Raw genomic sequence first — 11450 nt, forward strand, 5'->3', positions numbered from 1 at the left:
CGATAACAGACTGAACCGCCTAACCCTGAATATCACCCTGTTTTCATTTGGAAAAATATAATAAAAATCGGAGTATCCTATGAAATTTAATGTAGCCACCAGAGTGATTGGCGGATTTGGTATTGTCACACTTTTACTCGTGTTGCTAGGATTTACATCTTATTTAACCAACAATAGCCTAAAAGCCAGCTCTGCTATGATGCAAGAATTAAGCTTGCCCGCGCTGAAATCGACAAACCACCTTAGTGAAGCATTGAGTGAGCAACAAAGACAAATCCTCATTGCCTATAACACCCCTAGATCAGCAAATATCCCGAATATTCGTAAAGTGTTCGAAGACCATGGGACTCAGTTCAAAAACGAAATTGCCACCCTCACTCAGTTAGTCAAGAGCCAGCAGAATCTATCTTCTTTAATTGCCCTATTAAGCGGCAGCTTTGCCACCTTTGAGCGAGATAGTATTGCCATGATCGCCGAACGTGAGGCCTCATTGAGCAAGCAAGAACAACTAGTTGAACTAAAGAAAAAGCTCGAAAATGCCGCCGATGATGCCTCATCAGAACTGCTCGATATTGTTGATTTAGAAAGCAGTCAGAATCCCGATGAGCAGAGTCTTGCTGCATCAGCCAGCGCTATTGATACTAGTCTCGGAAATATCATCACCACTATTGCAGATTTAGTAACGAATGACGAAGACAGTAAGCACGAACTGATCTCAAAGGAACTTGACTACATTATCAGCGAAACCAAGAACAAACTTGAATATGTGAATCGTCACGGTCAAGGTATTGTCGAAGCGGATACCTTAAGCTCGGTCACTAAAGATATCGAAAAAGTATTAGCGCTCGTCACCGGTCCGCAATCTATGTTGCTGCTAAAATCGAGTCAGCTCTCCCACTCCAAAGAAGCTGTGATAAAACTAGGCATTATCGAAAATGATGTGAAAGTCATCAATTCCAACATGAATGATGTCAGCGATAACATCGAACTTGTTGCCGCGAACATGAGCAATGACACCATAGCCAAGATTGATTCTGCCAGCATACAAACCATGATTGTCGTGTTAATAGCAATCGTTGTCGCTGTAATTGTGAGTTTTGCTGTGGTGAATCCACTAAAACGCTCACTCAGCCAAGTGAACAATGCCCTGAACGTCTTAGCCTCAGGCAACCTTACCCATAAGCTAGATGACTCTGGACACGATGAATTTGCCGAACTAGCAAAAAACTGTAATCGTCTCGTCGATAGCTTACGCAGTTTAATCATAGGTATTCTAGATAGGTCAAATCAACTTGCCGCGGCAGCCGAACAAACATCGGCAATTACAGCGCAAACCACCTCAGGCATACAAGAACAAAAAAGCCAAGTTGACCAAGTGGCTACTGCAACAACTGAACTTAGCTCTAGTGCTCAGCAGGTGTCTTTAAGTGCCAATCAAGCCCTTGAGCAAATCAAACAGGCTGATCAAGAAACTCAGCATATGCGTGCCATTGCGCAAGAGAACAAACTGACTATTTTGGCTTTAGCCGATGAAGTGGCCAAAGCGGGTGTTGTGATTAATAAAGTGCAGTCGGACAGCGCCTCTATTGGCTCAATTTTGGATGTGATCCGTGGTATTGCAGAACAGACTAACCTACTCGCCCTTAACGCCGCTATTGAAGCCGCCCGTGCGGGTGAACAAGGTCGTGGTTTTGCGGTAGTTGCCGATGAAGTGCGTAGTTTAGCCTCACGCACTCAAGTGTCGACCCGAGAGATCCAACAGATGATCGAAGTGTTGCAGCAAGGTGCAGAGCAAGCCGTTGCCGCCATGGATATGGGGCGTACTCAAGCCAACGCCTGTGTTGAAAAAACGGAGCAAGCCAACATTGCCCTCGAGACCATTAGCCAATCTGTGCATAAGGCCTATGATTCTGGCACCCATATCGCCCATGCTGCGCAGGAACAGAATTTAGTAAGCCAGCAAGTTTCTGAAAAACTAGAGCATATTGCAGCAATTTCAGAAGAAACCGCTATCGGTGCAGATCAAACGGCTCAGTCTAGCCATCAAGTCGCCAAATTAGCCGAAGAACTCCAAGCTTCGGTCGGTGAATTTAGAGTCTAATGTTTATCACCACTAAAACCTAGGGTCGCTTAGCGGCCCTTTCTTTTGAGACGAATTCACTTGCCTATCTTACTGACGACTCGAACTGTCCGGCCTTTGCACAAATTAAGGCCATAAAAAATGCCAAACTTAAGTTTGGCATTTTTATCTAGCTTAATGCTAGATACTTGATATTAGACGCTTAATATAACGTAGCAGCAAATAGAGCTAAAGTGCCGCTAAGTTCAAATCCGCATTACTCTTCTTCACCGCCAGCAGCAGCGCCAAGACGCTCTTTCACTGCAGCGGTAATTGGGCTAGCACCATGACCGTTTGCTTCAGCCCAAGCTTGGATAGTCATCCCATCAGCTTCAGCGACACTCAATTCAGTCGCCGACAAACGCTTAGCCACAAACTCACCGGTATCGTTCGCACTCGCACCGTAAGCGGTGCGCAATAGACTTGCACCATCGCAACTGATACCACTGTAAATCTGACGTAACTTAACGCGGCTTTCTTTTAACTTTTTACGTAAGCGGTTTTTGTCGTTAGCTTTTACATAATCACAAAGACTCGCTACGAGTGGATCTTCCCCCGCAACAGCAGAGGTTGGTACAGCAATAGAACTAAATCCAATTAACGCAGCCAAGGCCACAGGCATAAGACGCATCCGATACTCCTTAATACTTTCTTATAGTTTTATTATCAATTCTGTATGGGCTGCATCTATTGTCTAAATGATATTGACCTCTTGGCTTTAGCTCTCGTTCGAAATCTAGGATAACGAAATAGGCTATCTCTTTCCGTGAAAACTAAATGTCCGATATGATGCAATACGTTAGAAAAACTGACGCCCCATACACACAGGGTACACAACAGAAGTTGCAATTTAACATTTTTTTACCAAATTGATAAAGCGATATTCCAAACCAGCCGCATTTATACTCGCCAAAGATTCAGTTTCCTTCCAAGTCCCATCGTCCCAGTGGGGGAAAAATGTATCGCCTTCCACCTCAAGATTGATTTGCGTCAAATATAAGATATCGGCGCAGGGCAATAACTCGGCATAAAGCTGGCCACCACCTATAACCACTAACTCTTCACACTCACCAGCAGCTTGTTTGGCTGCATCAAACGAGGTCACACAGGTCACGCCCTCAATCACAAGATCCGTTTGGCGTGAAATCACTATGTTATGTCGACCAGGAAGGGGCCTACCGATTGACTCAAAGGTCTTACGTCCCATCACAACAGGCTTGCCTAGGGTCATCGCTTTAAAGTGACGTAGATCTTCTGGAAGATGCCATGGCATTTTATTATCTTTTCCGATGACTCGATTGTTTGCCATCGCGGCTATCATAGCAATGCGCATGCTCACTCCTGTTTTATGGAAATAGAATTATTGAATGACGGGGCGGGTCCTGAAATACAGCAAACTCGGCATGGCCAAACCCACGGCTAACGCCCCTAGAATAAAGACAGTTTTGAGGCCATTACTAATCACTTGCCCCGTCAGTTCAGGACTGACTTGAGATTGAGCGGTCAATTGCACTAAGGCAATCACAGTATTGAATGCATAAGTGCCTGGGATCATAGGAATAATTGCGGCGACAGCATACATTAAAGGTGGCGCTAAGTGGCGCTTTCCAAACCCTATCGTAATAATCCCGACGATTGCAGCTGCGGCAAAGGTGGCCCACTCAATCGGTAAACCAAACTGTAGCATTAAGGTACGCGAGCTATGACCAATGGCTCCCGCTAAGGCGCAATAGGGAAGAAATCGTTTAGGAACATTAAACACCATAGCAAATCCCACGGCGGGAATTGCTGAGAAAAAAGCATCGTGCAAAAGAGCTATCAATAATTCCATCATAGGAAAATTCCGCCGATCTGCATCGCAATTGTAATCCCTATCACTGAAGAAACGGTCAGCAAAGTTGCATGACCCCAGCGGGATATACCGACATTCATGTGCCCTTTTACCATGTCGGAAATCGCATTAATCATCGGAAAACCCGGCACTAACATCAGCACACTCGCGGCCATAGCAGCCTTAGGAGTTTCACTTAATTCAAACAAATAACCCGTTTGAGCCAGCATACTGGTGACGAAAGCTGTGATGGCAAAATTGACTAATAAATTAAAATGCCGCTTAGCAATTGCTAAACGTACCGACATACCCACTGCCGCGGCAAAAAAAGTAATCACGCATGCAGTGAAATCGCCATTAAATAAATGACAGAAGCTAGCGCACGACAGGCCAATCATGAATACCACTAAGCTAGGAGGATAGGTTTTAGGTTCAATCCGCGCCAAGCGTTTACGCACTTCATTTGGGCCATACAACCCCTTTTCAGCGAGTAAACAGATACGTTGTAATTCACAGACGACTGTCATGTTAATGCCATGCTCACGAATACGACGAGTAGTTGTGATACAGCGACCATGAACCAAACTGGTTAACACGAGGGAATTAGAGGAAATAGAGAGTTCTACGCTGGCAAGACCTAAAGCCTGACCTAGACGCTGGCTGATTTCTTCAACTAAATCAGATTCCGCGCCGTAGGCCAGTAGCAATTGTGCAGCACGCACAACTTGCCGAGTAATATCATTTTGAGTATCAGCGTACACAGAACTCTCAAAACTCAAAGATTACTATTATCTTTGGTAAATAACTTCTACGTCGTAGTCGTCATCATCAAAGTCATCGTCATCATCTTCATCAACATAGTCTTCATTCAATGAATCAAGGTTTGCTTGATGATAATTATCCCACTTGAACTCAACTTCACTATCTGGGTCGACTTCATTGTCTTCTGGTGGAAGACTCGCAATGTAATCGAGGAGTTTTAATGCCAACTCACTGGTACCGTCGCGGTTATAGGCGGAGATAGTATAAACATCGCCTTCCCAACCCATTTCTTTAACGATACGATCAACCTTCTCTTGCAGCTCCTCTTCAAGCAGCAGATCGGTTTTGTTAAAGACTAACCAACGTGGCTTACTCGCCAACTTTGGAGAGTATTTCTCAAGCTCACCTACGATAGCGCGCGCAGACTCAACCGGATCGGTTCCGTCAATCGGCTCAATATCTATGATGTGCAGCAGAATACGACAACGCTCAAGATGCTTTAAGAAGCGAATACCTAAACCCGCACCATCGGCAGCGCCTTCGATGAGACCAGGAATGTCCGCAATCACAAAGCTTTGACCAGGACGTGGATTAACCACACCTAAGTTAGGCACCAGTGTTGTAAACGGATAATCAGCCACTTTCGGCGTTGCACGGGAAACCGCACGAATGAATGTCGACTTACCCGCGTTAGGCATGCCAAGCAAACCAACGTCAGCCAGCAGTAACAACTCTAATTTAAGGCTACGAACTTCACCGGGTGTCCCTAACGTCTTTTGACGTGGGGCACGGTTAGTACTGCTCTTAAAACGGGTGTTACCTAAACCATGGAAACCACCTTTGGCAACCAATAGCTTTTGACCGTGGGTTGTTAAATCCCCAAGGACTTCTTCAGTATCATGATCGACCGCGCGAGTACCAACAGGAACTTTTAAGATCAAATCTTTACCGCTATGACCAGTACAATCACGGCCACGACCATTTTCGCCACGTTCAGCCATGTGAAAACGTTCAAAACGGAACTCGATCAAAGTGTTGAAGTTTTCGTCAGCCTGCAGAAAAACACTGCCACCATCACCACCATCACCACCATCAGGACCACCATCAGGTACATACTTTTCGCGCCTAAAGCTAACGCAACCGCTACCGCCGTCGCCTGCTTCGACCCTAATTACTGCCTCATCGACAAACTTCATACTTACTCCTGGCACCACTGAATGAAGCAATTATACCGTCTAACTTCATTGGTCGCCAAAAAACTCGAGATACTTTGCTCCCAATCTTACCTGTCAATGCTCATTCTTGGTAATCATTTACCAACTCAAGCATCTACACGGCGTAAATAGAAGCACAAAAAACAGAAAGCCCCACCAATGGCGGGGCTTTAACAGTATAAGCTAGGTTCGAAAGTTAAGCTTCGATGCTAATAAACTTACGGTTATTAGCGCCTTTAACTTCGAATTTAACTTTACCGTCAGTCAGAGCAAACAGAGTATGGTCACGACCAATACCTACGTTTACACCAGCGTGGAATTTAGTACCACGTTGACGAACAATAATGTTACCAGCTAGAACTGATTCACCGCCAAAGCGCTTAACACCTAGACGTTTACTTTCTGAATCGCGGCCGTTACGAGTAGAACCGCCAGCTTTTTTATGTGCCATGAGTTAGACTCCTATTATGCGTTGATAGCAGTAATTTTAACTTCAGTGAACCACTGACGGTGGCCCATTTTCTTGTCGTGGTGCTTACGACGACGGAACTTAACGATAGTAACTTTATCGCCACGACCGTGACTTACAACTTCAGCAACGACTTTACCGCCAGCTACTAAAGGAGCACCAACATGCACTGTTTCGCCATCAGCGATCAAAAGAACTTGATCGAACTCGATAGTTTCGCCAGTTGCAACTTCTAACTTTTCTAAACGTACTGTGTGGCCTTCAGCTACACGGTGTTGTTTACCACCACTTTGAAAAACAGCGTACATAGCTATTTTACTCCAATTCCTAACACGCGGGCTCATTCTTGGATGAGGCAGGGTGCTACAAAAACTTTATTGACAATGGGCGCGGAGTTTACGCGAAGAATCTAACTCTGGCAAGCCCTAATTAGGAAAGAATAAAAAAAGACCGGATTAACTCTCACATTAGTTGAGCTAGTGCTGTCATATGTCAGAATTTTAGGTAAAATTCATTTCATTATAACACGTGAGCCTAAACAGGGGCCGGGTACGTAATGACCCCACAACCAGAGTCTATTATGGATTTAAACGCTATTCGTCAACTGGCTGACACTGATATGCAAGCAGTCAATCAGCTGATATATAAACAGCTTGAATCAGATGTCGCCCTAATTAATCAATTAGGTTTTTACATTATTAATGGTGGTGGTAAACGTCTTCGTCCTCTGCTGTCGGTTTTAGCCGCACGTGCAGTGAGCTACGAAGGCGAAGCACATCTTAAGCTAGCGGCGATTATTGAGTTTATCCATACAGCCTCATTGCTCCACGATGATGTAGTTGATGAATCGACGTTACGCCGCGGACGAGAAACCGCCAATGCACTGTTTGGCAATAGTGCCAGTGTGCTAGTCGGGGATTTCCTTTATACCCGCTCATTCCAGATGATGACCGAACTTGACAACATGAAAGTGCTCAGAGTGTTAGCTGATACGACTAACGTGTTGGCCGAGGGGGAAGTCTTACAGCTGATGAATTGCAATGACCCAGACACCACTGAAGAAAGCTATATGCGGGTCATTTATTGCAAAACAGCCAAGTTATTTGAAGCCGCTACGCTACTCGCGGGCGTGCTAGCAGGTGCAACGCCCGAGCAAGAAACCGCCTTAGGCAACTATGGTAAGTATCTCGGCACCGCCTTTCAGCTTACCGACGACTTACTCGACTATACCGCCGACAGTGACGAGCTAGGTAAGAATATCGGTGATGACCTTGCCGAAGGTAAACCGACTCTGCCACTCATCTATGCCATTGCACATGGCACAGACGAAGAGAAACAGCTCATACGTCAAGCAATTGAGCAAGGTGATGGTACTCAGGCCATAGATAAAATCGTAGCAGCACTGCACCATTGCGGCGCGTTAAACTACACCCAACAAAAAGCAATTGAAGAATCAGAGAAAGCCATCGCGGCATTATCTGCTTTACCCGATAGCGACTATAAGCAAGCCTTAGTAACGCTAGCTAAGATTTCGGTCGACAGAAACCACTGATTGCTAACTAATGTAGTTTCGCCCCAAAAAATAAAGGTCTTACTCAGTAAGACCTTTTTTATTGCTTTAACCGCAATCCTAAAATCAAACCTGCCAAAGGATCGGCGTTTCGCCCCGCTCAAGCAATAATTGATTCACTTGAGAGAAATGCCCACAACCAAAAAAACCGCGATAAGCCGATAAAGGTGAAGGATGTGGTCCTGTGAGCACTTGATGTTGCGGTGCGTTAACGACTTGACCCTTTTTAATGGCATGACTGCCCCAAAGCACGAAAATAATCGGCTGAGTCTGCCGATTTAATAATTCCAGCACCGCAGTCGTAAAGACTTCCCACCCGGCTTTGGCATGGGAATGCGCCTTGCCTTGCTCAACTGTCAGCACAGTATTGAGCATCAGTATCCCCTGCTCCGCCCATGCAGATAAATCACCATGGGATGGCACAACAAAACCTTCAATATCCGTCGCTAATTCTTTGTACATATTGGCTAAAGATGGCGGTGGTTTTATCCCGCGTTTAACCGAAAAACATAAACCATGGGCTTGATCTGGGCCGTGATAGGGATCTTGGCCAATCAAAACCACTCTGACTTGTTCAAGGGGCGTCATACTAAAAGCATTGAAAACATCAACTTCGGGGGGATAAACCACTTTCCCAGCCCTGCGTTCATTATCAACAAATGCGCTTAGTTGCTGAAAATAAGGCAAAGCTCTTTGCTCATCGATAAATGTTTGCCATGTCGCCTGAGTCACTATTTTACTTCCTCAATTCTATAGTCAGGTTAGCTTAAAAGTCCTGTAGTGGTATGGCAAGTTTGCAAACCTTACCTGCCGCTAAGTAATACCACTAAACCTGCTAGGTCTCACGTTAAGACTTTCAATTTAAAACATTCGAAATTAAGTGATATAGTGCGCCCATTCTCGCACACTCTGATACGTAATGATGATCCAACATTCTGATAAATCAATTCAAAGACATCAAACGGGTTTCACCTTAATTGAACTTGTGGTGGTCATCATAGTGCTCGGTATTTTAGCCGTTGTGGCCCTGCCAAAATTTATCAATGTGCAACAAGATGCGCAAATTGCAACAGTTAAAGCGGCAGGTGGAGGCTTTAAATCAGCCATCAATCTGGCACGTTCCGTATGGGCTGTAAAAGTGGGCTCAGGTCCAAAAGAGGATTTACCCGTATTTGGTACGGCACAATCCGAACAAATAGATTTCAACGCCTTCGGTTGGCCAGCACAACACTATATCCATGGCAATGAGGCCTCTCCGGCACTCGATAATGTCGAAGACTGTATATCGGTATGGGAAGTATTATTTCAAAATACCCAGCCGAGTGTCTCGCGCTTGAATATTGATGCGACTGAAACCGACTATAAAGCCAGTTATACCGATCCTGGCCAGTGCACTTATTTGTATCGAACAAACGATAAACTGTCGATTAATTATGACTCCCATACAGGAGTCGTCATTACCGACACAGATCCCAATAGTTAATGCCTGACGATTCCTTCTTACACCAATTAAGTTAGAATCGAACTTTAATCTGTTACTTTTTTAGAGTGAACGCCATGACCGACACGAGCAGCACCACCATTTACGAACTTGCCGATCAGTTTATTGCCTTAGCCAATCAGCTAAGCCAACAAGAAGCAGATGTAGGTAAAGTTGGCACAGCACTCCGTTTTGCCGCAGCACGTTTTAATGCCTTCGAAGCCGCGATTAAATCAGCGGATCTCGGTGCAGAAAAAGAGAGCGCATTAGAATGGTTTAGCAGTGAATTCAAAGAAATGCTGAGTGACAACTTAGACGACCACATTGCCAATCCACCCATTATCCAAGAAAGTGTGGCAGAAGAAGCTGATAATTCTGTGCAAATGTTTAAAGGCTAATCACGCCTTGATTTAAATGCATAGCCATAAACAAACACGCCATCGATTGATGGCGTGTTTGTTATTTAAAACCAATGATTTTAGATAGATCGCTAAAGCGTGTACACCACACGGATCGCCAGCAATATCAATACTACGCCGGACAACTTATCAATTAACCCCGCCTTTTCTCTCAACTTAGGCAACACACTCGAGTGGGATAGCAATAAGGCTATCAAGGTGTACCAAAGACCATCGACCACTAACGGTGTAAAAACAATTAATGCTTTAGCCGTCATGCTATCAGCGACCATCACAAATTGGCTGAATAACGCAAGAAAAAATAGCATTATCTTAGGGTTGAATAAAGAAATAGCGATACCATCACGGGCTGCAGTTAAGGTATCTGTCGCCTCCCCTGCAGCCAATTTAGCTTGCATACCGCCATTGGAACGCAGCGCTTGAACTCCCATCCAAGCAAGGTATAAGGCACCGAGAATCGCAATGCCATTAAAGACTAAGGGCGCCTTTTTAAGGACTACGGCTAAGCCCAGTAACGTCACCAGCGCATAGATCCCAATCCCTATCGAGTGTGCCCAAGCACAAACGATACCCTTTCCCCGCCCACCACCTAAAGTATGACGTACTACCATAGTCAAACTTGGGCCCGGCGACATAGCCCCCAAACAACAAATAGCCAATAAACCTAACCAAGTACTCCAACTCATTGATGACACCTTTCGCCGAATAAAAAAGCCCACTGCAGGGCCTTAAACTTGCTTGCCATTCTAGCATCGCGCCATCAAGGCGTTAACGCTAATAAATCCATTTTCAATAAATGAACAGTCATTTAAGAGAACCCCAAACGCGATAATCCCATAAATTCACACTGATTTAAGCCGTTAACCGCTAAGATTAGCGCTAACCTAGTCTTTATAGCCAAACCTTAATACCTAAGTCTTCATCGCTATTATCACAAAGGCGATTCTCAATCAGGAAATTTTATGAACACTATAACGCTGATCAGTATTTTTATTCTTTGCCTATTAATAGGTGCGATCTTATTACTGCTTTGGCAAAGACAAAAAGGTAAAACCATACCGCTGACGGTGATTTTTGTGCTGGGATTTTTCGCCTTAGGACTCAGTGCTATTATTGGATTTGTGCACAAAAGCGAGGATTACCAAGCCTATCAAAAACTACAATGGCACACCTTAGCCCCAGAGAAAATCGCGCCTCTGGTCGCCCAAGGCTATACCGTCTTTGTCGATATAACCTCTGATTGGTGCACCATCTGCCAAACGAATAAAGCGGAAGTCACCCACAGGGAGCAAATTGTAAATGCCTTGATGGCCGACAATATCATCCTGATGCAAGGTAACTGGAGTGAGGCGAATAAAACGATTGAAACCTATATGCGCCATGAAGGAGTGCCCGGCACGCCCTACAATAAAATTTATGGTCCAAGCGCCCCTAATGGGATTCTCTTGCCGTCAAAACTCAGTATGAGTGATGTGTTAAATGGTTTAGTTGCCGCGCAAACGAATCGTAACTAAGCCCTAAACCATATTTAGGACGAGTCAAATACGAATAAAAAAGGCTGCATTGCAGCCTTTTTGCTTACTTCA

At 44.8% G+C, this 11450-nt stretch carries 14 protein-coding genes; 5 read left to right on the forward strand and 9 right to left on the reverse strand.

Annotated elements, in window-relative coordinates; genetic code table 11:
• Nucleotides 1–79 precede the first annotated feature (79 nt).
• On the forward strand, nucleotides 80–2101 hold the full coding sequence (locus tag L5M29_RS12410) for a methyl-accepting chemotaxis protein (RefSeq protein ID WP_263168055.1): 2022 nt from the start codon (nucleotides 80–82) through the stop codon (nucleotides 2099–2101).
• Nucleotides 2102–2336: 235 nt separating this feature from the next.
• On the opposite strand, the gene L5M29_RS12415 is transcribed toward L5M29_RS12410, so the two are convergent.
• From L5M29_RS12415 to rplU, 7 genes are all read right to left on the reverse strand, one after another.
• Nucleotides 2337–2750 carry a DUF3718 domain-containing protein gene (locus L5M29_RS12415; RefSeq protein WP_105249997.1) on the reverse strand — a complete coding sequence of 138 codons (414 nt, stop codon included), beginning with the start codon at nucleotides 2748–2750 and terminating at the stop codon, nucleotides 2337–2339.
• A gap of 219 nt (nucleotides 2751–2969) precedes the next feature.
• On the reverse strand, nucleotides 2970–3452 hold the full coding sequence (gene folA / locus L5M29_RS12420) for a type 3 dihydrofolate reductase (RefSeq protein ID WP_028761532.1): 483 nt from the start codon (nucleotides 3450–3452) through the stop codon (nucleotides 2970–2972).
• A 27-nt stretch (nucleotides 3453–3479) separates the two neighbouring features.
• Nucleotides 3480–3953 carry a threonine/serine exporter family protein gene (locus L5M29_RS12425; RefSeq protein ID WP_263168056.1) on the reverse strand — a complete coding sequence of 158 codons (474 nt, stop codon included), beginning with the start codon at nucleotides 3951–3953 and terminating at the stop codon, nucleotides 3480–3482.
• Nucleotides 3950–4711: a threonine/serine exporter family protein gene (locus tag L5M29_RS12430; RefSeq protein ID WP_263168057.1), complete on the reverse strand. Its 762-nt coding sequence runs from the start codon at nucleotides 4709–4711 to the stop codon at nucleotides 3950–3952. The genes L5M29_RS12425 and L5M29_RS12430 overlap by 4 nt, the downstream gene beginning before the upstream one ends.
• Before the next feature lie 27 nt (nucleotides 4712–4738).
• On the reverse strand, nucleotides 4739–5908 hold the full coding sequence (gene cgtA, locus L5M29_RS12435; protein ID WP_105250000.1) for an Obg family GTPase CgtA: 1170 nt from the start codon (nucleotides 5906–5908) through the stop codon (nucleotides 4739–4741).
• Between the two features lie 214 nt (nucleotides 5909–6122).
• The gene (gene rpmA, locus L5M29_RS12440; RefSeq protein WP_006080527.1) at nucleotides 6123–6377 is read right to left on the reverse strand and encodes a 50S ribosomal protein L27; all 255 of its coding nucleotides are present in this window, start codon (nucleotides 6375–6377) and stop codon (nucleotides 6123–6125) included.
• Nucleotides 6378–6391: 14 nt separating this feature from the next.
• On the reverse strand, nucleotides 6392–6703 hold the full coding sequence (gene rplU / locus L5M29_RS12445; protein ID WP_006080526.1) for a 50S ribosomal protein L21: 312 nt from the start codon (nucleotides 6701–6703) through the stop codon (nucleotides 6392–6394).
• Nucleotides 6704–6975: 272 nt separating this feature from the next.
• Between rplU and ispB the strand changes: the two genes are divergently transcribed.
• Nucleotides 6976–7947, forward strand: coding sequence for an octaprenyl diphosphate synthase (gene ispB, locus L5M29_RS12450; protein WP_049821790.1), 972 nt, complete (start codon nucleotides 6976–6978; stop codon nucleotides 7945–7947).
• An 84-nt stretch (nucleotides 7948–8031) separates the two neighbouring features.
• On the opposite strand, the gene ung is transcribed toward ispB, so the two are convergent.
• Complete coding sequence (gene ung, locus L5M29_RS12455; RefSeq protein WP_168825006.1) at nucleotides 8032–8697, reverse strand: uracil-DNA glycosylase; 666 nt, start codon at nucleotides 8695–8697, stop codon at nucleotides 8032–8034.
• Nucleotides 8698–8884: 187 nt separating this feature from the next.
• Between ung and L5M29_RS12460 the strand changes: the two genes are divergently transcribed.
• Together L5M29_RS12460 and L5M29_RS12465 are read left to right on the forward strand one after the other, a co-directional pair.
• Nucleotides 8885–9448: a Tfp pilus assembly protein FimT/FimU gene (locus L5M29_RS12460; protein WP_198572984.1), complete on the forward strand. Its 564-nt coding sequence runs from the start codon at nucleotides 8885–8887 to the stop codon at nucleotides 9446–9448.
• 74 nt (nucleotides 9449–9522) lie between these two features.
• On the forward strand, nucleotides 9523–9843 hold the full coding sequence (locus L5M29_RS12465; protein ID WP_105250001.1) for a DUF3144 domain-containing protein: 321 nt from the start codon (nucleotides 9523–9525) through the stop codon (nucleotides 9841–9843).
• A 92-nt stretch (nucleotides 9844–9935) separates the two neighbouring features.
• Here the strand turns inward: L5M29_RS12465 and L5M29_RS12470 are convergent, their stop codons facing one another.
• Nucleotides 9936–10550 carry a LysE family translocator gene (locus tag L5M29_RS12470; RefSeq protein WP_105250002.1) on the reverse strand — a complete coding sequence of 205 codons (615 nt, stop codon included), beginning with the start codon at nucleotides 10548–10550 and terminating at the stop codon, nucleotides 9936–9938.
• Between the two features lie 276 nt (nucleotides 10551–10826).
• On the opposite strand from L5M29_RS12470, the gene L5M29_RS12475 reads away from it, so the two are divergent.
• Nucleotides 10827–11378 carry a thioredoxin family protein gene (locus L5M29_RS12475; protein ID WP_113939891.1) on the forward strand — a complete coding sequence of 184 codons (552 nt, stop codon included), beginning with the start codon at nucleotides 10827–10829 and terminating at the stop codon, nucleotides 11376–11378.
• Nucleotides 11379–11450 lie beyond the last annotated feature (72 nt).

Source organism: Shewanella sp. SM95, assembly GCF_025653595.1.
Taxonomy (GTDB): Bacteria; Pseudomonadota; Gammaproteobacteria; order Enterobacterales; family Shewanellaceae; genus Shewanella; species Shewanella oncorhynchi.

Bases quoted from the DNA above. Each gene is read 5' to 3' on its own strand.
- folA (WP_028761532.1), bottom strand. From the start codon at position 3,452: ATGCGCATTGCTATGATAGCCGCGATGGCAAACAATCGAGTCATCGGA.
- rplU (WP_006080526.1), bottom strand. From the start codon at position 6,703: ATGTACGCTGTTTTTCAAAGTGGTGGTAAACAACACCGTGTAGCTGAA.
- rpmA (WP_006080527.1), bottom strand. From the start codon at position 6,377: ATGGCACATAAAAAAGCTGGCGGTTCTACTCGTAACGGCCGCGATTCA.
- L5M29_RS12410 (WP_263168055.1), top strand. From the start codon at position 80: ATGAAATTTAATGTAGCCACCAGAGTGATTGGCGGATTTGGTATTGTC.
- ispB (WP_049821790.1), top strand. From the start codon at position 6,976: ATGGATTTAAACGCTATTCGTCAACTGGCTGACACTGATATGCAAGCA.
- L5M29_RS12425 (WP_263168056.1), bottom strand. From the start codon at position 3,953: ATGATGGAATTATTGATAGCTCTTTTGCACGATGCTTTTTTCTCAGCA.
- cgtA (WP_105250000.1), bottom strand. From the start codon at position 5,908: ATGAAGTTTGTCGATGAGGCAGTAATTAGGGTCGAAGCAGGCGACGGC.
- L5M29_RS12415 (WP_105249997.1), bottom strand. From the start codon at position 2,750: ATGCGTCTTATGCCTGTGGCCTTGGCTGCGTTAATTGGATTTAGTTCT.
- L5M29_RS12475 (WP_113939891.1), top strand. From the start codon at position 10,827: ATGAACACTATAACGCTGATCAGTATTTTTATTCTTTGCCTATTAATA.
- L5M29_RS12465 (WP_105250001.1), top strand. From the start codon at position 9,523: ATGACCGACACGAGCAGCACCACCATTTACGAACTTGCCGATCAGTTT.
- L5M29_RS12470 (WP_105250002.1), bottom strand. From the start codon at position 10,550: ATGAGTTGGAGTACTTGGTTAGGTTTATTGGCTATTTGTTGTTTGGGG.
- L5M29_RS12460 (WP_198572984.1), top strand. From the start codon at position 8,885: ATGATGATCCAACATTCTGATAAATCAATTCAAAGACATCAAACGGGT.